This is a genomic window from Microbulbifer mixtoriginis (SeqCode) (genome assembly GCF_052467235.1).
Window position 1 is genome coordinate 1,496,296 of record NZ_CP174305.1, and the last position, 22,377, is coordinate 1,518,672.

17 protein-coding genes are annotated in these 22,377 nt (G+C 53.0%); 10 read left to right on the forward strand and 7 right to left on the reverse strand.

What is annotated here, in order from left to right; genetic code table 11:
- The first annotated feature begins 61 nt into the window (after window positions 1-61).
- Window positions 62-970, forward strand: a complete 909-nt coding sequence (gene mepA, locus ACJJIO_RS06685) for a penicillin-insensitive murein endopeptidase (protein WP_444910527.1) — start codon at window positions 62-64, stop codon at window positions 968-970.
- 4 nt (window positions 971-974) lie between these two features.
- Window positions 975-1,979 carry a D-alanine--D-alanine ligase gene (locus tag ACJJIO_RS06690; protein WP_444910528.1) on the forward strand — a complete coding sequence of 335 codons (1,005 nt, stop codon included), beginning with the start codon at window positions 975-977 and terminating at the stop codon, window positions 1,977-1,979.
- Between the two features lie 85 nt (window positions 1,980-2,064).
- Here ACJJIO_RS06690 and ACJJIO_RS06695 read toward each other — a convergent pair whose 3' ends face one another.
- Window positions 2,065-2,634: an HNH endonuclease gene (locus ACJJIO_RS06695; RefSeq protein WP_444910529.1), complete on the reverse strand. Its 570-nt coding sequence runs from the start codon at window positions 2,632-2,634 to the stop codon at window positions 2,065-2,067.
- Between the two features lie 801 nt (window positions 2,635-3,435).
- Here ACJJIO_RS06695 and ACJJIO_RS06700 point away from each other — a divergent pair.
- The 5 genes from ACJJIO_RS06700 (at window position 3,436) to ACJJIO_RS06720 (ending at window position 10,149) form a co-directional block, all read left to right on the forward strand.
- Window positions 3,436-4,914, forward strand: coding sequence for a DUF7133 domain-containing protein (locus ACJJIO_RS06700; protein WP_444910530.1), 1,479 nt, complete (start codon window positions 3,436-3,438; stop codon window positions 4,912-4,914).
- Between the two features lie 82 nt (window positions 4,915-4,996).
- Window positions 4,997-5,248 (forward strand): exodeoxyribonuclease VII small subunit, encoded by a 252-nt coding sequence (locus ACJJIO_RS06705; protein ID WP_444882781.1) that lies wholly within the window; start codon window positions 4,997-4,999, stop codon window positions 5,246-5,248.
- A gap of 15 nt (window positions 5,249-5,263) precedes the next feature.
- Window positions 5,264-6,157, forward strand: a complete 894-nt coding sequence (locus ACJJIO_RS06710; RefSeq protein ID WP_444910975.1) for a polyprenyl synthetase family protein — start codon at window positions 5,264-5,266, stop codon at window positions 6,155-6,157.
- A 94-nt stretch (window positions 6,158-6,251) separates the two neighbouring features.
- The gene (dxs, locus tag ACJJIO_RS06715; protein ID WP_444910531.1) at window positions 6,252-8,168 is read left to right on the forward strand and encodes a 1-deoxy-D-xylulose-5-phosphate synthase; all 1,917 of its coding nucleotides are present in this window, start codon (window positions 6,252-6,254) and stop codon (window positions 8,166-8,168) included.
- A gap of 130 nt (window positions 8,169-8,298) precedes the next feature.
- Window positions 8,299-10,149, forward strand: a complete 1,851-nt coding sequence (locus ACJJIO_RS06720) for a DUF885 domain-containing protein (protein WP_444910532.1) — start codon at window positions 8,299-8,301, stop codon at window positions 10,147-10,149.
- Between the two features lie 71 nt (window positions 10,150-10,220).
- Here the strand turns inward: ACJJIO_RS06720 and ACJJIO_RS06725 are convergent, their stop codons facing one another.
- The gene (locus tag ACJJIO_RS06725; protein WP_444910533.1) at window positions 10,221-12,296 is read right to left on the reverse strand and encodes a TonB-dependent receptor; all 2,076 of its coding nucleotides are present in this window, start codon (window positions 12,294-12,296) and stop codon (window positions 10,221-10,223) included.
- A gap of 289 nt (window positions 12,297-12,585) precedes the next feature.
- On the opposite strand from ACJJIO_RS06725, the gene ACJJIO_RS06730 reads away from it, so the two are divergent.
- Window positions 12,586-12,903, forward strand: a complete 318-nt coding sequence (locus ACJJIO_RS06730) for a DMT family transporter (protein WP_252083343.1) — start codon at window positions 12,586-12,588, stop codon at window positions 12,901-12,903.
- A gap of 100 nt (window positions 12,904-13,003) precedes the next feature.
- Here the strand turns inward: ACJJIO_RS06730 and rsgA are convergent, their stop codons facing one another.
- A complete protein-coding gene (rsgA, locus tag ACJJIO_RS06735; protein WP_444910534.1) occupies window positions 13,004-14,125 on the reverse strand; it encodes a ribosome small subunit-dependent GTPase A in 1,122 nt (373 codons plus the stop codon).
- Window positions 14,126-14,715: 590 nt separating this feature from the next.
- Here rsgA and pulA point away from each other — a divergent pair.
- Window positions 14,716-18,042, forward strand: a complete 3,327-nt coding sequence (gene pulA / locus ACJJIO_RS06740) for a pullulanase-type alpha-1,6-glucosidase (protein WP_444910535.1) — start codon at window positions 14,716-14,718, stop codon at window positions 18,040-18,042.
- A 151-nt stretch (window positions 18,043-18,193) separates the two neighbouring features.
- The gene (locus ACJJIO_RS06745) at window positions 18,194-19,468 is read left to right on the forward strand and encodes an amidohydrolase family protein (protein ID WP_444910536.1); all 1,275 of its coding nucleotides are present in this window, start codon (window positions 18,194-18,196) and stop codon (window positions 19,466-19,468) included.
- A gap of 138 nt (window positions 19,469-19,606) precedes the next feature.
- On the opposite strand, the gene ribA is transcribed toward ACJJIO_RS06745, so the two are convergent.
- Genes ribA through thiL form a run of 4 tightly spaced genes read right to left on the reverse strand, consistent with a single transcriptional unit; the run spans window position 19,607 to window position 22,376 of the window.
- A complete protein-coding gene (gene ribA, locus ACJJIO_RS06750; RefSeq protein ID WP_444910537.1) occupies window positions 19,607-20,224 on the reverse strand; it encodes a GTP cyclohydrolase II in 618 nt (205 codons plus the stop codon).
- Between the two features lie 17 nt (window positions 20,225-20,241).
- Window positions 20,242-20,877: a retropepsin-like aspartic protease family protein gene (locus ACJJIO_RS06755; protein ID WP_444887219.1), complete on the reverse strand. Its 636-nt coding sequence runs from the start codon at window positions 20,875-20,877 to the stop codon at window positions 20,242-20,244.
- 16 nt (window positions 20,878-20,893) lie between these two features.
- Complete coding sequence (locus tag ACJJIO_RS06760; RefSeq protein WP_444882791.1) at window positions 20,894-21,382, reverse strand: phosphatidylglycerophosphatase A family protein; 489 nt, start codon at window positions 21,380-21,382, stop codon at window positions 20,894-20,896.
- Window positions 21,383-21,428: 46 nt separating this feature from the next.
- Window positions 21,429-22,376, reverse strand: coding sequence for a thiamine-phosphate kinase (thiL, locus tag ACJJIO_RS06765; protein ID WP_444910538.1), 948 nt, complete (start codon window positions 22,374-22,376; stop codon window positions 21,429-21,431).
- Between the last annotated feature and the right edge of the window lies 1 nt (window position 22,377).

Consider the following 22,377-nt stretch of genomic DNA (forward strand, 5'->3'; position numbering starts at 1 on the left):
TACTCGTCGGGTCCGCGCCCAGCGCAACCCGACCACCAGACTTATCGGTAACTAGGGATTTATGTCTCTCTTATTTAATCGCCCCAAACTGTTCGCCAATACCAAGCTCTTCGCCAGCGCTCTGGCTCTAGCCACCGCCATCCTGAGCTATCAGGCCCAGGCCAACCCCTGGGAGGAGAGTGAGAGCCCCAGCGCACAGAACCCAGCCAGCATAGGCACCTATACCAATGGCTGCCTCGCAGGAGGAGAAACCCTGCCTCTACGTGGCGAAGGCTATCAACTGGTGCGCACCGGCCGCGATCGCCACTTCGCCCACCCGGACACCATCGCCTTCCTCAAGGACTTTTCCCGGAGTGTCGCACGGAATAACCTCGGCAGAATACAGATCGGCGATATGTCCATGGCGCGAGGTGGTCCCTTTGGCAGTGGAGGGCACAGTAGCCATCAGACCGGCCTTGATGTGGATATTTGGTTTTCACAAGACAAGCGCGCTGCAGAGCGGGCACTGACAGAGTGGGAGCGCGATAATATCTCCGCGATACCTCTGGCCGATACCCGCGAACATCGCTTGGTCAAAGAAAATTGGGACGAACGAGTCCCCAAGATCCTGCGTATGGCCGCAGAGGATCAGCGGGTAGAGCGGGTTTTTGTCCATCCCACCATCAAGCGTCACTTATGTGAAATTTCGGGCACCGACAATGAATGGCTGCGCAAAGTACGCCCCTGGTGGGGACACAATTACCACTTTCATGTGCGGCTTGCCTGCCCGGCCGGCAGCAGTGACTGCAAGCCTCAGGCTCCAGTGCGCACCACACCCTGCGGGAATGACCTGGACTGGTGGTTCAGCGAAGAATTCTACGCAATACTGAACGGCACTAAGGCCCAGCCGACAAAACCCAAACCCAAGACGATGCCGCAGCAGTGCCAGCAGGTTTTACTGGCACCTCCAGCTGGCACCACGATGGAATAACTTTATGATCAACACCTTGCTTATCTGCGGCGGTGGCAGCAGCGAGCACGAAGTGTCCTTGCGCACCGCAGATTTTATTGAAGGACAATTGGCCGAATCTGAAGATATCGCCCTGATGCGAGTTGAGATGGATGCTAGCGGTTGCCTGACTGATAAAGAAGGTCGCGTCTATCATATCTTTTACGATGGCAAGATTCGCGATGAAGCCGGCAATGCCTGGGATGTCGATTACGTTATCCCAGCAATTCACGGTTACCCAGGAGAAACTGGCGACCTGCAATCCCAACTCGAGATGTTCGGCATCCCCTATTTCGGTTCAGCACCGGAGGCGAGCAAAATTTGTTTTAACAAGATTAAAACGAAAATGTGGCTGAGCGCGCTAGGGATCGATAACACCCCCTATCTGTTTCTACACAGCCTGGAGGCTGAAGAGTTGAGTAAGGCCCACGCCGCACTGGAAGAGTGGGAAGCGGTCTTTATCAAAGCTTCAAACCAGGGTTCCTCGGTGGGCTGCTTTAAAGTCAGCCATAAGGAAGATTTGGAAGATGCAATCGCAGAAGCCTTTACCCTCTCATCCTATGTATTGGTAGAAAAAGCCCTCAATGCCCGCGAACTCGAGGTGGCAGTTTACACTTATGGCGAAGAGCTCATAGCCACTCGTCCCGGTGAGGTCCGCGCGCCAGCAGATACTTTTTATACCTATAAGGAAAAATATGCCGCAGGCAGTCGCGCCGAGACGTTTATTAAAGCTGAGGGTCTGAGCGAAGAGCAATTGGCTTGGATTCAGGAAGTTTCGATACGTACTTTTAAGGCCCTAAAGCTGAAAGATCTCTCTCGCATCGATTTTTTCCTAACAGACGAAGGGGAACTCTACCTAAATGAAGTCAATACTTTCCCCGGAATGACCCCCAACTCTATGTTCCCCAAAATGATGCAAAACCATGGCCATGATTTTACTGAATATCTGACGGGTCAAATTCGTTCCGCGGTAAAACAATCGCTTAAATAAATACTACCTTGAACCCCACTCAGAAAATTGACATTAAAAAAAGGGGCAATAGCCCCTTTTTTTAATGTCAGTAAACGAAACACAACTAGTGCAACAACCAATCCTGTTGCCGTCTACGGGAAAATTGGCTGCGCAGAAACTCCATCTGATCCCCGCGAATCCGCTCACTATTAATCAAAGCCAGATATTCTGCAGCATTGGGACAAAAGGGCAGAGCCAGTAATTCCATATCAATATCTTCAAGTAAAAAATTGCCCTTATGCTGATTACAGCGGCGACAGGCTGTGACCACATTTTCCCAAGAGTCCATCCCTCCCTTCGACACAGGGATAACATGATCTCGAGTTAGCTCAGCTGACTTAAAAATACTTCCGCAGTAGAGGCAGGTGTGCACATCACGAAAAAAAAGTGCGCGGTTTGTAAGCGGCGGACGGTTGCGTGGCCGCGCCATTCGAGCACCGCCACAGGCGATAATTGATGCCAGATCCAAGGCCGAACGCTCTCCATTCCGATTAAACCCGCCCCTTACCCTCCGTACTATGCCCCCCAAAGACCAGGTAACCAGATCCCGGACGTATAAACAGGAAGCCTCCTGCCAAGTGAGCCAGTCCAATGGCTGTCCCGCCAAATTCAGGCGCAAAATGCGTGCTTGCATGACTTCGCCTCCCCGCAGTTAGACAGAAGAAACCGGCCTACTACTACAACTAACCAAGCGGATGCTTTTCCGGCACTCAAATATCTGATTTGACAAGCTGCCTGGAAGAAAGAGATAGACAAATAAGCCTGAACATGAGAGTCCAGTTTGGATAAGGCGTTAAAGTGATAAAGGCGATAACCCGCTGATGATTTCAATGGCGAGAGGACAAGAGTCCGGCAGTGAGAGAATGCCAGAGCGTAAACGGGCACTGCTAATGATTGATTGCTGAATGCGCCATCCTCCACCGGCCCGAGCAATAATGGCCGACCTCTCATCATTAAAGCGGATAAATATTACAAATTCCAGATAGAAGCAGACCTGCCTTACAAAAAGTAACGACCGTGAATAATTAACGATTAGAGAGAGCGAAGATTAAGTAAAAAATTACTATTAAAAGTTATTTGAACAAATATAAAGTCTTCGAGCATGTAAAACACCGCCCAGGCAATCCGGCCCGGGCGGTGCGTCTCACAGGATGGTGCCCATATCCTTAGGGCGAGCGGCGCATTCCTTTTATCCTTTGCCGCAGAGTTGCAGTCCCTTTTGCGTCCCTGCCAGTTAATTATGGACATCAGGCGAAAAAAGAGTAGGGGTAATCTGCTGAATTTTATGTAAGACATATCTCACAAGGTGAAATATTTCTTTAATAAATGAGAGGGAGACTCGATGAGTACACTGTGCTAAAACGGAGCTCAGTGCATGAGCGCGGCCACTATAAACACCTTTATTTCAAGTTCAATCGAAACAGGGAAAAAGACGTTGAAATATACGCTAATTTTTTTGCTTATCTTCAGCGCCGTTGTTTCAAGCGCCTTCACAGCAGTCTCTTCGGGTATTAGCGTTCCCTGGCGCCAAATCATTGGAGGCGCGAAAACCAGCGAGCAGGAGGTCACTCAAAATTTAACAGCCGCCACTGGCTATCAACTACAACTATTTACAGATAATGTGCCCAATGCTCGCTGGCTGGCAATAACCCGTTCGGGGGATATCCTCGTATCCCAACCCAAGAAGGGACAGGTTTCCCTATTAACCCCCGATCGTAACGGTGATGGACGCGCCGACAGCCAGCGCATCTTAATTGGAGACTTAAACCGCCCACACGGACTTCTACTGCATGAGAACTGGCTATATATAGCGGAAAGCGATGCTGTAGGCAGAGTGCCCTTTGATCACTCCGATGCCCGCCTGGCAGGGCGTTACCAGAGAATCGTCAAAGGCTTGGCAGACAGCGGCCACTGGACCAAAACCCTTGAAAAGGGACCGGATGGCTGGCTGTACCTCAGTAGCGGTTCCAGCTGTAACGTCTGTGTAGAAAAAGATCGTCGACGCGCCAGTATTATGCGCCTGCGTCCCGATGGCAGTGACCTCAAAATATTCGCCAACGGCCTGCGCAATAGTGTGGGGTTTGACTGGTCACCCAAAGATGGCGGCCTCTATGCCACAGATAATGGTCGCGATTGGCTGGGTGACAACCTGCCACCCGATGAGCTCAACCTTATCCAAGCCGAAAAATTCTACGGCTGGCCCTATGCCTATGGTGACCGGGTACCGGACCCGGACTTTATCGACGATGAAGACCCCACCATCAAAGAAATGATTGCCGCTTCCCTCCCCCCTGTACACGAGTTCGCCGCACATAATGCCCCTCTAGGCATCCGCTTCCTGCGAAGTCCGGAACAACCGACAGGTTATCGCGGCGCTGCCTTAGTAGCACTGCACGGTTCCTGGAACAGAAGCGTGAAAGATGGTTACAAAGTGGTATCTCTACACTGGGATGAAGGCGGGAAAATCACCCAGCGGGATTTCCTCTGGGGCTTCCTCAGCAACAACCGCAAGGAGGTTTCTGGCAGGCCAGTGGCAATTGCCGAAGATGGCAAGGGCAATATTTATATATCAGACGATTACGCGGGGGCCATCTATCGTCTCTCACCCACCGCTACCCCACAAAAAGTAAAGTTATCCGCGGAGAGAACACCTACCACACCTAGGGTACCCAAAAAACCACCACCAACCGATGCCACCGCCGCGCGCGAGGGAAGAGCGCTATACCTGAGCCACAATTGTGCGCAGTGCCACCAGCAACAGGTACCATTAGCAGGGCTCAACAAAAAGTACACCGTGCAAAGCCTGGCGGACTATTTTGATACGCCAACCCCCCCGATGCCCAGATATGATTTCACCGAGGAGCAGAAAAAAGCATTGGCCCACTACCTGCTTTCAAGGGAAGCTTTGCAATAACTCCCTCTTACCCCTTACTCCATGCCAATTGACCCCTGCCGCGCCAGCGGCTAAGGTTGCCCCGCAATTACGAGGCGATGCTATGGCGGCAAAGAAAAAATCGGCAAGTTTTGAACAGAGCCTGGAGGCTCTTGAAGAATTAGTAGAACGCCTGGAGGCAGGAGACCTGCCCCTGGAGGAGGCCCTGGCCGACTTTGAACAAGGGGTCAAACTCACCCGTGAGTGCCAGAAAAAACTCGCCAGCGCCGAGCAAAAGGTCAAAATGCTGATGGAGGAGAACGGTAGTATTCGCGAGTTGCCGTTCGAAGCCGATAACTCCTCAGGCGATTCCTAAGTGAGCTCCCCTACCCTGCCCGCCGAGCTGAGTGCATTCCTCAAGGATTCCTCTCAGCGTGTCGAAAGCCGTCTCCGCGACACGCTGACAGAATCTATTCCCGGTGCCAATAAGCTCTTTGAGGCCATGCGCTATGCCGCACTGGGCCCTGGCAAACGCCTGCGCCCAGCACTCGTGTACGCCTGTGCCCAGGTCTTCCGTGGGGTGGATTTTGATCCTGCCAGATGCGACGCCAGCGCCGCTGCCCTTGAGTGCGTCCACGCCTATTCACTGGTGCACGATGACCTGCCAGCCATGGATGATGACGATCTGCGCCGGGGCCGTCCCACTTGCCATATCGCCTACAACGAGGCCACCGCTATTCTCGCCGGTGATGCACTACAAACCCAGGCATTCGAACTGCTGTTGGCCGATAACACCGAACCCGCATTGAAGCTACTACTTATTGCGGAGCTCTCAAAGGCATCTGGCAGCCGGGGAATGGTTGCAGGTCAGGCCATCGACCTGGATTCTGTGGATAAAACCCTCACCCTAGCACAACTAGAAGCGATGCATCGCCTGAAAACTGGCGCCCTTATTCGCGCTAGTGCGCGCATGGGCGCGCTGCACGGTGGTGCTACCAGCGACCAACTGGAAGCGCTAACCCTCTACGCAGAAGCCATTGGCCTGGCTTTTCAGGTACAGGACGATATCCTTGACGTCACAGTAGATACTGCCATTCTGGGTAAAACTCAGGGCGCAGACGCCCTTCTCAACAAACCGACTTATGTCTCCCTACTGGGGCTCAAAGGCGCAAAAGAGAAGCTCCAGGGCTTGCGCGGGGAGGCTTTAAGTGCCCTTTCAACACTGCCCGGCGATACACTACTACTGAAGCAGCTGGCCGATTATATCGTCCAACGCGGCCACTAAGTCGGGATCTCTACCCCGTCATTGGGATGCAATATGCCCTTCACAGGCATACAATCCCCTTCACTAATACCATCTGTAGCAATTGAACCGTTTGATGCTCGAAGAAATTCCACGCACACGCCCGCATACGCCGCTGCTTGACGTCATTGACGAGCCGGCACAGCTGCGCGCACTCGATGAACGCCAACTGCCCGAACTCGCCAACCAGTTGCGCGAGTACCTGTTGTATTGTGTCGGCCAAACCGGCGGACACTTCGGCGCCGGTCTCGGTGTGGTGGAGCTGACCATCGCCCTGCACTATATCTACAACACGCCAGAGGACCGCTTGGTCTGGGATGTGGGCCACCAAACCTACCCTCACAAGATACTCACCGGCCGCCGCGAGCAGATGCTCACCATGCGCCAGCAAGGCGGCTTGTCAGGCTTCCCCAAGCGCAGTGAGAGCCCCTACGACACCTTCGGCGTGGGGCATTCCAGTACTTCTATCGGTGCCGCCCTGGGAATGGCCCTGGGTTCCCCCGACGAGCGCAAAGTCGTGGCGGTGATTGGCGACGGCGCTATGACCGCTGGCATGGCCTTCGAAGCACTCAATCACGCATCTCACACAGGCCGGGATATGTTGGTTGTGCTCAATGACAACAGCATGTCGATCTCTAAAAATGTCGGAGGCCTGGCTACCTACTTCGCCAAGATTCTTGCCAGCAAAACCTATCTCAATATGCGCGAGGGCAGCCGCAAGATTTTATCGGCTATTCCCAAGGCCTGGCAGTTGGCGCGCCGCACCGAAGAGCATGTTAAAGGCATGATCACACCCGGCACTCTGTTTGAGGAACTGGGCTTCAACTACGTTGGGCCACTGGATGGGCACAACATGCACGATCTGGTGCACACCCTGCGCAACCTGCGCAGCCAGCCCGGTCCCCAGCTACTGCATATCGCCACTACCAAAGGCAAAGGCTTTGGTCCGGCTGAAGCCGACCCGGTGGGTTACCACGCATTGAACAAGCTGGAGCCAGAGAGCAAAGTCCAGGTGGCTGTGCCGGGCAGGAAGAAGCTGCCCAAGTATCAGGATATTTTCGGCCAGTGGCTGTGTGACACCGCCGAAAAGGACGAGCGCCTAATCGGAATTACCCCCGCCATGTGTGAGGGCTCTGGCATGGTAGAGTTTTCCAAGCGTTTTCCAAAACGCTTCCAAGACGTAGCTATTGCCGAGCAGCACGCCGTTACTCTTGCTGCCGGCCTCGCCTGCGAGGGCCAAAAGCCGGTTGTGGCCATTTACTCTACTTTCCTACAGCGCGGCTATGACCAAATGGTGCATGATGTTGCTATCCAAAACCTGGATGTCACCTTCGCCATCGACCGCGCCGGCCTTGTAGGTGAAGACGGCCCAACCCATGCAGGCAGCTTCGATCTGACCTTTATGCGTTGCTTGCCCTACCTCGCCATCGCTGCACCCAGCGACGAGAACGAATGCCGCCAATTACTCTATACCGCATACAAGTACGAGGGGCCCGCCGCTGTGCGCTATCCCCGCGGTACCGGTATGGGCACCGCAATAGAAGAAGAGATGCGCGAGTTACCTATCGGTAAGGGCCGCCTACTGCGTAAAGGCAGCGGCGTGGCCATTTTGAATTTCGGCACCCTACTCGCTCCCGCTACGGCAGCGGCTGAGCGCCTGGGCGCCACTCTCGCCGATATGCGCTGGGTCAAGCCATTAGATGAAGAGCTGATTGATGAACTGGCCGACAGCCATCAGTTGCTGGTCACCATCGAAGAAAATACCGTCGCCGGAGGTGCTGGCAGCGCCGTTATGGAGTATCTCAACAGCTCTGCGCGAACCCTGCCCGTACTGCAACTGGGCCTGCCGGACCGCATTATTGAGCACGGCAAACACAAAGACCTACTCGCAGAGATAGGCCTCGATGCCGGCGGCATTGAGGAACAAATCCGCCGGCGCCTGCAGCTGCTTAACCGGCACAATTTTAACGACCGCGCCGCAGCCGCAAACTAACCGTAAGGGCCCGATAACCATCTGGGATATCGGGTCCTGAACCACAACTCAGCCGCTTACTATTGATTTGACGATACCGCGTGACCTAGCGCCCTTCTATCAATCAATTTCCGCACGCCTTGGGGGAAAGATGTCACTACTCAAGAAAACTCTTGTCGCATCCATCGGTCTGTTCGCCAGCCTCAATGCAACCGCTATGGAACAGGAAGATTTTAAGAAGGCCTATCGGGCGCTGCCGAAAGAGAATGCCTCTGAAAGACTGGTGGCCCTACAGGATCTGCGCTATCGCTGGATTATGGAAAGCTTTCCCAGCCAGGCCACTTATGAGGGCTATCCAGGGCAAAATGATCGCTGGGTAGACAACTCAAAGAGAGGCATTGAGGCTCGACAAGAACAGACTCGTCAACTTTTAGGTGCTACCCGCAACCTCGATGTCAGCGAGTTACCCGAGCAGCAACAACTGGACTACCAACTGCTTTACCAGGATTTGCTCGGTGGGGTGAAGGGCTTCCAGTTCCCCGAACATCTACAACCCATTACCCATATGAGCGGTATCCAGCTCGATGTGCCGAATGTACTCAACAGTATGCCGCGCAGTACGGTTGCTGATTACGAAGATATTCTGGCACGCCTATCAAAGCTACCAACTTTGGTAACACAGACACAGACGCTAATGCAGCAGGGATTAAGAAAAGGGGTTACTCCGCCGCAAATCACTCTGCGTGATCTACCCCGGCAGATCCGCGCGCTGATCCCCACAACTCCCGAGCAGAGTCCTCTACTCAGTGCTTTTGCGGAAATGCCCAGCGCCATCCCCAAAGCGAAACAAAAAAGCCTGCGCCAGCGCGCCCTCGCCATCTACGCAAGCCAGTTATTACCGGCATGGCGAGACATGGCGGAATTTATCGAAAGGGAATACATTCCTGAAGCACAGAAAGGCATCGCCCTCAGCAGTCGCCCAGACGGCCTGCGCTGGTATGCCTACAAAGTAGAAAAGAGCACCACCACTCACCTTAGCCCGGAAGAAATCCACCGCATAGGCTTGGCCGAAGTGAAGCGTATCCGTGCAGAGATGCAAGCTGTCATGCAGAAAACAGGCTTCCAGGGTGACTTCAAGGCCTTTACAGAATTCCTGCGCACTGACCCACGCTTTTACCACACCAGCCGTGAGGCCCTGTTACGAGACTACCGGGATATTGCCAAGCGCATCGATAGCGAGCTGCCCGCCCTGTTTGGTACCTTGCCCAGGCTGCCCTATGGAGTTAAACCCATTCCCGGCTACTCGGAGCAGTCACAGACCACAGCCTATTACCAGCCTGGCTCCAACGAAGCCGGCCGCGCGGGTATCTTCTTTGCCAATACCTACAACCTGCCCAGTCGACCCAAATGGGAAATGGAAGCGCTGACGGTACATGAGGCAATGCCTGGCCACCACTTACAGATTGCCCTGGCCCAGGAGCAAGCTGATATTCACCCATTGCGACGCATGGCTCTCTATACCGCTTTTGTGGAAGGCTGGGGCCTCTACTCCGAAAGCCTCGGTTATGACCTGGGTTTGTACAAAGATCCCTACAGCGAGTTTGGGGCGCTGACCTACGATATGTGGCGCGCCGTGCGTCTGGTTGTAGACACAGGCATGCATCAGCTGGGCTGGAGCCGTGAGCAGGCAATTGACTATTTTATGGAAAATAGTGCCAAGCCTCTGCACGATGTCACCGTGGAAATTGATCGCTACCTGGTTTGGCCTGGACAGGCACTGGCCTATAAATTAGGGCAATTAAAAATTAAGGAGCTACGTGCAAAAGCAGAAGAGGAACTCGACAATAATTTTGATATCCGCAGCTTCCACGATGCCCTTCTTGGCGCCGGTGCCCTGCCCTTAAATATTCTCGAAACACGAATGAACAGCTGGATTGAAAGCCAGGGCTCTGCATCGGCCCAGGTTACTCCCCCTATAACATCACAAATCTCTGCGGGCTAGATAAGCGAAAGGGCAGGTATTTCCTGCCCTTTTTTATGACTGAAGTCTCCGCTAAAAACCCTCTAATCAAATCACCACTCTGAAGATACAGATAAATAGATTGCGCGTGGCTCCCCAGGAAAATACCTGTCCCCAGCAAAGCTGCTATAGTCCGCTCGCTCTGCGTAAGCCCTATTGGTTAGATTTAACATCCTTGCTGAGAGAGCCCAACGATCGAATTCCCACCGGGCTCGCAGGTTCAATAAGTTGTGCCCAGAATATTCATGCTGATTTTGGGGGTCGGTGTAATAGCGCCCCTGATACAACCACTCCAGTTCAGCGTTTATACCTTGCCGAGGTTGCCACTGCAGGCGATAGCTACCGAAAGCCCTGGGAGCTGAATCCACAAGATTGCCATCCAGTAATACTCCCTGCAGCTCTCGCTCATCTCGATAACGGTGCTCCGCATAACTGGAAGAAGCCTCCAGTCGCCAGTCCTGGGCAAATTTATAGCCAAGAGCCATCTCTACACCGCGATGTGAGGTTTTCCCATTAGATTGGTTAAAGTACTCCGTATCCCGAAAAATCACATTGCGCTTGCGCATTCCATAAGCGACGAGCTCATAAGAAAGGTTTTCCTTAATAGCTCGTACCCCCAATTCAATACTGCTGATTTGCTCGGACTTCAATTCGGCAACAGTTTGTTCTCGCTGTAAACGGTAAAGTTCTGTTGCCTGGGGAACCCGATATCCTTGAGTCATATTGACAAATAATTGCAGGTCTGATGTGAAATCGTAAGTAGCTCCTAGTTTGGGTGACCAGTTCTGGAAACTGTCTTTGCGGTCCTCTGGCCGGCTAAACCTACAGCCACCAAAGCCACAAGGGAGACCATCCTCGGCCGTACGGCCAGAAAGCATTTTATTGTTGTAGTCATACTGTACCGACTCAAAACGTACACCGCTGTAAAGCTTTAAAGTATCGGTAACATTCCAGGTAGCCAAAGTAAAAGGAGCAACGCTGTAAGCATTTACTTGATAGTCATAGTGCTTACCTACAGGGATAGTCTCCCGCAAAAAATCTGATCCCTCAGTTGGATCCTTTTGGCGTTCTCGTAAGTAGCCTTGAGTAAATTCTGTATCTAGCCCCATTACTACTTCCAAGTTGCCTTCCCAGCTAAAAAGATAGCTACTCCGCAAGCCGATACTCTCCTGGCCATTTTCTTCCAACGCCTGCCCTGGCAAATAATGCTGCAGAAAACGCATATCTGTTTTTCTAAGATAAGGGGCCAGTGACAGCTTTTTTCCCAAGCCCAAATCAATATCGAGAATGGAGTAAAGCCGTACCGCGGAGGCATCGCGGAATGCTTCTGGATTCGGGTTTTCCCTGTCCCGCTGATCATCCCGATAGGCATTGTATCCTTCGATATAACCCGCTGTTTCCTGATTTAAATTCGTGACTGCCAGACGAGAACGGATTTGTGTCTTCCCTGTAGTGACAGAGTGTAAAAGGCTGAGCTTTTGTTGATCGTAACCAGAGTGGTTCCGATAACCACTATCAGATGTCAGGGAAAGATCTGCTCGTACTCTGCCTTTGTTAGAAAGGTTAGATTCTGCCGAAATACTGGCTCGATAGTAATCGTGAGGACCACCTTCAAAGCCTAAAATGCCAGAAAAGGCCTTGGTATTTTCTTCAATTTCCGGACTCAGAATATTCATGACACCATGCATAGCATTGGAACCATGCAGGGTGCTGGCTGGGCCGCGAATAACTTCAATTCTCTGAGCCATTTCACTATGGGATTCAAACAACTCATTTATATTGCAGAATCCATGTGCTCGCAGAGGGATGCCATCCTCCATTGTCAGCACACTGCCACAGGCTCCAGCCCCAGACAGTACTGGCGAACGCAATGCGGGTAAATATTCCTGGCCGTTACCCCTTGCCACATTGGCCCCAGGAACTCGCACTAAACTTTGCTGGATATGATTGTGCTTAATCAGCTTTAACTCGAAACGATCAACCATGGAGAAACTTTCTGGATAATCCTGAAACGGTTTCTCAACACGACTAGCTGTGACAACGACCGACTCTATTTTCGCCGAATCCGACAAAGCCACCTGACTGACCGACAAAAGTATTAGCACCAGGCTCTTGGTTTTTATTAACATGCTTCCAGCTTATTTTTCCTTCAGTATCAGTCCACCATACAGGACCTGGGCAGGGTTTTCCCACTCTCCCCCTACTTCTCTCAAAGTCTCCTTCCGCATTAAGCTATCAAGCTCCCTGTCAAAAGCTATACCGAAGTAAAAACACGCTATAAAAAAGCGTCATCTACAAATTAGTCAATCTATTTTTCCTAACTTCTAGGCAAAGTGGCAGATAGCTATTCTCCGACCTAACCTCCAAGAGGAGGTCGAAATAAGATTTTTTAAAAATTACCCTTTAAAGAGGAAAAGCATGGCCTGGTTCTATCTGTTAATGGCTGGTCTTTGTGAAATAGGCTGGGTGCTGGGGCTAAAAATATCCCAAGAGACATCGACTCGCCTGCTGGGTGTTGTAATGGCGGTCGTATTTATTGGCCTCAGTGGGTTTTTATTGTGGTTGGCCCAGCGAGAGATTCCCATTGGCATCTCCTATGCCGTCTGGACCAGTATCGGCGCGGCCGGTGCCTTTCTGATGGGAGTCATTTTCTTTGGTGAGACAGCCAGTCTCGGACGATATCTCGGAGTACTGCTAATTATCGTCGGGGTTGTCACATTAAAACTGGCTCGTTAGCTTGTATAAAGGCTTTGAAGGGCAGCGAATGCTGCCCTTCAAAGCCTGGTTAAATAGCGCTTAAAAAAATAGAGGTGTAAAAAAAGAGGCAGTCATTTTTTCAATCCTCTCCGTGATACTTACGTTTACGCGCCTGGTTTTGCACAGATCGATACATCTGGGATAGCGCTCTCTCCCCTGCCCGTTTCTGCGCGAGAGTTTGACCGTTACGGCTTAGTTCCTGTTGCAGTTTTTGCCAATTGCGCAAGCGCCGATCATCCAGCGAATCGCCCGTTATTGCCTCTTGTACCGCACAGCCTGGCTCTGACTGGTGCTGGCAGTCAGAAAAGCGACACTCTCTGGACAAGGCCTCGATATCAGAAAAAGTCTCCGCCACGCCATCTTCAACATGCACCAATCCTAGCTCCCGCATTCCAGGGCTATCGAGTAACAGCGCTCCCCAACTCAGGGAGTGAAGAGAGCGTTTCCGTGTAGTGTGACGCCCTTTACTATCGGCTTCGCGAATGGTCCCAGTCTCAGCCAGGGATTCGCCAGACAGCGCATTTAGCAAAGTGGATTTACCCACTCCAGAAGAACCTAACAGCGCGATAGTTTCCCCAGGTAAGCACCACTGGCGCAGCTGTGCCACGCTTTCTCGATCCAGGCTATTTACCATTGCAACAGGTAATTCACCGAATGGGCGCAAAGCCTGAAGAAAAGGGGCAGTATCTTCACACAGGTCGGCCTTAGTCAGTATCAAGTGTGGGCGGCAACCGGACTCCCGCGCCAGAGCCAAATAGCGCTCAATGCGTGAGAGGTTAAAGTCATCATTCAGGGACGAAACAATAAAAACACTATCGACATTGGCGGCGATCATCTGCACCTGATGCCCCCCAGGTGCCATGCGCTCAAACTGGCTGCTACGGCTCAACAAACGCATAAAATATCCACTGCTCTTCTCTAACAACAACCAATCCCCCACCGTCGGCAAATTAGCCACAAGACTCCCGGTTAGGGGAAGGGACACAGCCCCCTTCTCGCCGGCCAATTCCAGGCGACTGCGGTGTACAGCCATAACCCGCAGCGGCAAACACTGTTCGAGTTCGTCGAGTGTCAGCTGCTGTTGGAAAAAAGACTTCCAACCAAGTTTTTGTAGCGGAGAAGCTTCCCGCTCAATTTTGATAGATGGGGATTTAGTGCCGAATCTATTAACAGACCGGCGGGTAAAGTGAGATTTACTCAAAATTGAAACCCTCTGGGCGCAACAAAGCACCAAGCGACCGCAGATACGCGGCCAACAGAGCTTTCTCAGGGAAAGCCCGACGTCTAGGAATCTATCGCCGGGCGTGGGCAGCTGGAGGCTGCTACTGGACCCGACGGAGGGTTGCAACAATCATCAATCATCCTCCGCAGTTATTGAGTTCTGGATTCCGCCATAGTACCTGGCGGGTTATGGGCAAATTAGCACTACCAGGGGGTAGGAGCAAGGATAATCCCGGGAAGCCTCTCAGTAATTGCCCCGCCACAAAAAGCAAAGCCGGCAAAAGCCGGCCTTCGAATCCGATTACAGCGAGTGCATCACCTTTCTCGACTCACTATAACCCGATCAGTTGAGTATAGATCCGGCTTTTTCTTTCGCCATCACGTTTACTCGGGAAGCATCTTCTCCTGCGGGTGTTTCCACCAAGTGACGAATTTATAAAGGTTTTATGACACCCCCAACCACCTCCCCCAGACCTCCACCTCCTCGGGGTGGGAGGCCGTCAATGCGTGACTGCGATTCAATACCAACTGAGAGAACCGCAACAAGTACAACAAAAAATGGGAAGCGCTATGCCAACAACAAAATTTACAGGGCCCGGCACAAAGGCCGGGCTGATTCTGGGGGCAGTCTTCTGCTCCATCCAAATACCGGTATGGGCATCTGACACACCAGACCCCACAGAGGTCAATATTCCCGGCAACCTACAAAGCCAACTGGGCTGCGATGGCGACTGGCAACCAGGTTGTGTCGCCACCCTGCTCAGCCATGACAGCGAAGACGACAAATGGCAGGGCAGCTTTTGGATACCCGCCGGCAACTGGGAGTACAAGGCCGCTCTCAACAACAGCTGGGATGAGAATTATGGCTGGGGCGGCCAGCGGGACGGCGGTAATATTTCCCTTAGCCTGGATGAGGCCCGCGAAGTTAAATTTATCTACGACCACGAGAGTCACTGGATCACCGACAACCACAATAGCGTGGTCGCCACTGTAGCCGGCAACTTCCAATCCCTGCTGGGGTGCCCGGGAGACTGGCAACCCGGTTGCCTGCGCAGCTGGATGCAGGATGCCGATGGAGATGGCACCCACACCTTCATCACCTCTGCGCTGCCTGCCGGTTCCTATGAATTCAAGGTAGCCCTGCACGAAGGCTGGGAGGAGAGCTACGGCAACAATGGAGCCAACGTCAGCTTTACCGTGGCCGCCGATTACGACGAAATCTACTTTGCTTTTGACTCGAATAGTAAAGAAGTCACCGTCAGCAGTGATGGCTTCGCCAAGGGTGACCTGAGCAGCGATAAAGCGCACTGGGTGGATACCAGCAGCTTTGCCTGGGATATCCAGGTGCTGGAAGGCACCAAGGTTAAATTGCACTACAGCAACAGCGCCGAGCTAAAACTGGAGGACGGTGATATCCGTTCCGATGGCACCATCGATCTCACCCCTCTCGTCACCCTGCCCGACAGCACCCAACAAAAATTCCCGCACCTGGCCAGTTTCAGTGCCTGGCAATTGCCGGGGCAGGCTTCCATCAGTGATCTGGTCACCCAGCAACTCGCCCTCGCTGCTTACGATGCGGAGGACACGTTACTGGATGCGACTGGTGTGCAGATGGCCGGTGCGCTCGATGATCGCTTTTACTACGACGGTGAACTCGGTGCCCGTGTCGGCGAGGAGAGAATCCAGCTCGATCTTTGGGCACCCACTGCAAGGGCAGTAAAGCTGCACCTGTTTACAGACCCCAGCAGCGATAGCGCCGATCACGTGGTATCCATGCTGCGCGATGAATCTACCGGGGTTTGGAGTGCCAATGTCGATAAGCAGTGGGACCGCAGCTTTTACCTCTACGAGGTCGAGGTGTATTCCTACTTCAGCCGCCAGATTGAAACCAACCTGGTCACCGACCCCTACTCCCTGAGCCTCTCCATCAATAGCGGCAAAAGCCAGATCGTCAACCTGGATGACCGGGACCTGAAGCCACACGGTTGGGACCGCCTGCGCAAGCCCAAGTTAACCCAGCCGGAAGATATCAGTGTCTACGAGCTGCACGTACGCGATTTCAGTATTGCGGATCAAACTGTCCCCGAAGCAGAGCGCGGCACCTTCAAGGCTTTCACCCGCAAGCACAGCGACGGCATGCGCCACCTCAATAAACTGGCCCGCGCCGGCCTCACCCATATCCACCTGCTGCCGGCCTTTGACTTTGCCACAGTCAATGAGGATCGCACGCAGCAGCAGCAAACCCCGGACCTCTCAGACTACGCATCGGACAGCAGCGAGCAGCAGGCCCAGGTAGATTCTGTTCGCGATACCGATGGCTTTAACTGGGGCTACGATCCATTGCACTACACGGTCCCCGAAGGCAGCTATAGCAGCGCTCCCGATGGACCTGCGCGCATTCGCGAATTCCGTCAAATGGTGCAAGGGCTATCCCACTCCGGCCTGCGACTGGTGATGGACGTGGTTTACAACCACACCAGCTCCTATGGCCAATACGACAAATCCGTACTCGATAAAATCGTCCCCGGCTATTACCACCGCCGTAATCTGGAGGGCGGAGTGGAGATGAGCAGCTGCTGCGCAAATACCGCCAGTGAGCACGCCATGATGGAAAAGCTGATGATCGATTCCCTGGTCAACTGGGCCCGGTCCTATAAGGTGGACAGCTTCCGTTTCGATCTGATGGGACACCACAGCCTCGACAATATCCTCAAGGCGCAAGCGGCACTGCAATCACTGACCCCGGCAGCCGATGGTGTCGATGGCAACGCTATCTATTTGTACGGTGAAGGCTGGAATTTTGGCGAGGTGGCTGACGATGCTCGCTTTGTACAGGCCCGCCAGGGCAATATGGCGGGCAGCGGTATCGGCACTTTTAACGATCGCCTGCGCGATTCCGTGCGTGGCGGCAACCCCTTCGGAGGCTTTGAGGAGCAGGGCTTTGGTACCGGTCTGTTCACCGACAGCAACGGCAAGTTTGAGGGAGAAGATGAGCGTGCCACACTGCTAACCCTGGCAGATAAAGTCCGCGTTTCCCTCGCCGGCAACCTGGCGGATTATCCTTTTGAAGATGCCAACGGCAATATCATTACCGGCAGCGAGCTGGTCTATAACGGCCAACCCACCGGCTATACCGCCGACCCGCAGGAATCCATTAATTATATTGCCGCCCACGACAACGAGACGTTGTTCGACGGAGTACAGATCAAAGCCAGCGACAGCGCCGACTTGGCTGAACGAGTGCGTATCCAGGCATTCAGTAATTCCCTGGTTCTGTTCGCCCAGGGAGTGCCGTTTATCCACGCAGGCCAGGATTTCCTGCGCTCAAAGTCGATGGATCGGGACAGTTACAACTCCGGTGACTGGTTTAATGCACTGGACTTCAGCCTCGCCACCGATAATTGGGGTGCGGGTTTACCTATTGCAGATAAAAACGAAGATAACTGGTCCCTGATGCAACCTTTACTGGCAAACCCGGAATTGGCTCCCGAGCGCCGGCACCGCTTGTGGAGCTCCGCTCTATTCCGCGAGCAGCTGGCGATTCGCAACAGCTCTCCCCTGTTCCGCTTGTCTGATGCAGAGTCCGTAGAGGCACACCTCAATTTCCTCAACACCGGACCCGACCAGATTCCTGGGCTGATTGTGATGGAGTTATCAGATTCCAGTGGCAGCATCGATCGCCGCTTTGAACGTATTGTGGTGCTGTTTAATGGCGATGACGAATCATTGGAATTTACCAGCGAAAACCTTATTGGTGAGTACCTGTTCAAGCACCCACGTCAGCGCCGATCAGTAGACTCACGCCTGCACAAAGTAAAATTTGATAGGAGCAGCGGCACCTTTACTCTACCCGGCCGAACTACCGCAGTATTTGTGCAACCACGCCGTAGATATTAATTCTTTATAAATTTTAAAAGGCCGGATTTTCCGGCCTTTTTTTCATTTTTTAGAAACTATTTCCCGGCTCTCACCAAGTAATCAGCTCGCAATTGTCATATTCCGCAGATTGATTTAGCGTGTGCCTAAATAATAAATAGGTGTACAAATCATGAAGCGTTTCCTTCTCAGCAGTATCGCAGCGACTCTTTTCTCTTCCTCAGTACTGGCAGAAACCATTATCCACGCAGGCACACTGCTCACTGTTCCCGGTAAAAAACCTTTAAAAGAGCAAAGCGTAATAATCGAGGATGGCAGGATTACTTCCATCCGCCCTGGTTATGTGAACAGAGATGATGCCGAAGTCATTGATCTTAAGGACAGCTTCGTAATGCCGGGCTTAATGGATATGCACGTTCACCTGCAAACTGAGTTGGGCCCCAAAAACGATTCCGAAGCCCTAAAGATGTCCATGCCATTGACCCAAATGCGCTCGCAAATGTTTGGCATGCGTATTCTGAAATCAGGTTTTACCACTGTACGCGATGCGGGTAATAGCGGTGAAGAAATGTATGCGATGCGCGATGCTATCAATAATGGCTGGGTAGATGGCCCACGTATTATCGCAGCCGGCGGAGTGGGTATTACCGGAGGGCACGCAGATATCAGTGGAGTCAGCCCCGAGTTAATGGCACTGCATGACGATAAAACCAGAACGGTATGCGACGGCCCCTATGATTGCCGCCGCGCGACCCGTCATACGATCAAATACGGCGCTGACTTTATCAAGATCACCTCTACCGGTGGCGTACTTACCGATCGCGCTACAGGTACCGGCCAGCAGATGGAAATCGATGAGCTAAAAGAGGTGGTCCTGGCAGCCCAGCGCATGGGTCGCAAAGTAGCCAGTCATGCGCACCAGGAAGAAGGCATTATCGCCGCACTGGAGGCCGGTGTAGACAGTATTGAGCACGGCACCTACGCAGGTCCCCGCGCCCATAAGCTATTTAAAGAAACCGGCGCTTACCTGGTTCCGACACTTCTCGCCGGCGATACCGTGGTACAGCTGGCAAAAAATACCGATGTCTTATCTGAAGCTCAGAAGGAAAAAGCCATTCGTGTTGGCACAGACATGCGCGGCAATTTCCGTAAAGCGGTCGATGCCGGAGTAAAAATTGCCTTCGGTACCGACTCAGGTGTATCCAAGCACGGCATCAATGCACGCGAGGCGGTCCTGATGAGTGAAGCCGGTATGGACAATATGGCCATCCTGCAGTCCGCTACCGTTAACGCCGCCGACCTGATCGATATGAGCGATTCACTGGGCACCATTGAGTCCGGTAAGTACGCCGATATTATCGCCACCAATGGCTCGCCACTGGATAATATTGAGGAACTCTTAGACGTGGACTTTGTGATGAAAGGTGGCAAGGTCTTTAAAGATTAGAAGCCCAATATTTTTGGAGCTTCTGAATTATTCAAAGCCGAACTTCAAATACTCGAGCTCGGCTTTAATTAATTTCCACAAAAAAAGGCCGGGATTATCCGGCCTTTTTTTGTGGGGGTGCCTGAAGGAGGTTAAAAGTTATTTTTCTTCTTTCCCTTCCTCATCCTCATTTTCAATCAAATGGCCAAGCTTGCCTTTCTTGGTGGACAAATACTTGGCATTGTGGGGATTGCGCCCGGACTGGTGCGGCAGGCGCTCAGTCACATTAATACCCAAGTCCTCCAACGCTTTTACTTTGCGCGGGTTATTGGTCATCAAGCGAATGGCATGAATACCCAGGTGGTCGATCATCGCTTTCAGAATTGAATAATCCCGCATATCGGCGCCAAAGCCGAGCTGCTCATTGGCCTCCACGGTATCCGCACCGCAATCCTGCAAATGGTAAGCACGGATCTTGTTTAACAGGCCTATGCCACGCCCCTCCTGGCGCAGGTAGAAAATAGCTCCACGTCCTTCCATGGCAATGCGGTGCATGGCATGTTGCAACTGGGCACCACAATCGCAACGCAGGGAAAACAGGGCATCACCGGTCAGGCATTCCGAGTGAATGCGGGCCAGTAGGGGCTCGCTGGTATCGAAGTCCCCCATGGTGAGCACCACATGCTCCTTGCCGGTCTCCACTTCCTCGAAGCCGTGCATTTCAAACATACCCCAGGAAGTGGGCAGCTTTGAGGATTCCACATAACGAATGGTCAACTTAATACCTCTTCACGTCAGTTGCGGGCGCGCAGTATCAGCACACCCCTCTGCTGTTCCATATCTAACCGGCCGAGAAAACTGTTTCCCAGAAGCACCACTTGGGGAAAGTTATCAGTGTGCACGGTAGCTTCTACATTGTGCAATTTAATGCCACCGATAGTGACACTGCTGAGATTGATCAAATAAGCACTGGTGATACCACTGGCGGTCGACACCGGTATGCGCTTGGCACCATTAAGATTTAAACGCAGACGCTGGGCGGTGGGGTAATTGATTGCCAGAGTAGTCGCTCCAGTATCCACCATCACCGGAACCCGCATCCCATTAATCCAGGCATCGGTATTGAAATGGCCACGACTATCTCCCATCAAGCGCACCTCGGCGCGCTCAGCCTGGGCATAGCTTGCGGCGATGGGCGCATCCAGGGTGAGCTTCTGTTCGCGTCCATTCACGCGAACACGCGCGTAACTGGTCGTCGATTCAATCAGGCCAACCCCTTCCGGTGATTGTTGGCCTGCCTTAAGAATGCGTTGGCGGCCATCGATTTCCAGCATGGCGCTATCGCCAAACAAACCCTTCAGCTGTACCTGTTGTGCCCAGGCTGTACTGGAAACCAGTAACCCCAGCAGAAGCCAAAATGCCTTGTGCATCGATAATCCCTATCCGCTAAGCCCCTACAAAAAACACGGTTATTTGCAATATTAAAGCCGCATAAACGGCGGCCAGTATATCGTCGAGCATAATTCCGACGCCACCCTGTACCCGCCGATCTGCCCAACCGATGGGCGGTGGCTTGGCGATATCGAACAGGCGAAAAAGTACGAAACCGTAAAGTGCCCAAATCCATCCAGCCGGGGCCATAAACATAGTGAGCCAGTAGCCCACCATCTCATCCCAAACGATGCCCCCATGGTCATGTACACCGAGCTTCTTTGCCGCAGCGCCACATAAATAACACCCCACTAAACCCGTCACCACTAGGATTCCCAGGTACCAAGATGGGGGGAGATCTTTCATCAGCCACCAAAAAGGTATGGCAACCAGAGTGCCAAAAGTACCCGGTGCCTTGGGTGCCAGCCCCGAACCAAAACCAAAAGCCAGCAACAGAGTAGGATCGCGCAAAAGCTCGGAAAAACTGGGGTTATGTATTCTCATTGTCTTATTTCCAAAGCCACCACCGGCACTTCCGGGCCAATACCATTTAAAAATGCTGATAGCCAGTGACCGCTGGCGACCAAGGGTTGCCATTATGCCAGCAGCGCACCCCGGTACTGCCCTCAATGAGGGTGCCGATAGCAGTTACTTTCAGGCCCAGTTGGTCCAAATCTGCAACCCGCTGCTGGGGAACGGTAAAACAGAGTTGGTAATCATCGCCACCGCCTGTAGCCAGAGCCATTGCTTTCTCTGCGGCAAGAGTTTGCGCCAAGGGAGAAACGGCCAATCGCTCCAGATGAATATCAGCGCTGACACCGCTGGACTCACAAATATGTCCCAGGTCCGCGAGCAGACCATCGGAAATATCCAGAGCCGCACTGGCCAACTCGGCAATCGCCGCAGCCACAGGGAATTGGGGTTCGGGATAATAGAAGGCGCGTTCACACTGCAACTGCACATCGGCATTCACCCGCTGCTCTCCCAGCACCACCGGCAGAGCGGCGGCAGCAGCACCTAGAGGACCGCTGACATAAACGTGATCACCGGGGCCGGCAAGATCTCGGCGCAGTGGCGATTCCGTGTGTCCGATCACCTGAATGGTGATCGACAAAGGGCCCGCAGTGGTATCGCCCCCCACCAAAGAAACACCAAACTGTGCCGCGGTCTGCAGCAGGCCATCGGCAAATTTGCGCAACCAAACTGCATCACTGTCAGGTAGGGTCAGGGCCAGAGTAAACCAGAGCGGGCGCGCATTCATTGCCGCCAGGTCACTGAGATTAACCCTGAGTGCACGCGCGGCAATAGCAGCAGGGTCCGCATCAGCGGGGAAGTGGCGGCCTGCCACCAGGGTATCCATAGAGGTGGCCAGCTGCCCCGAGGCGGGTGCCTGCAGGAGAGCGCAGTCGTCACCTATACCCAGAGCAACCCCTTCGCCCACAGGAGCACTGGCGAAAAAATCGCGGATAATTTCAAATTCGCCCGGCGCAGTTCCCATA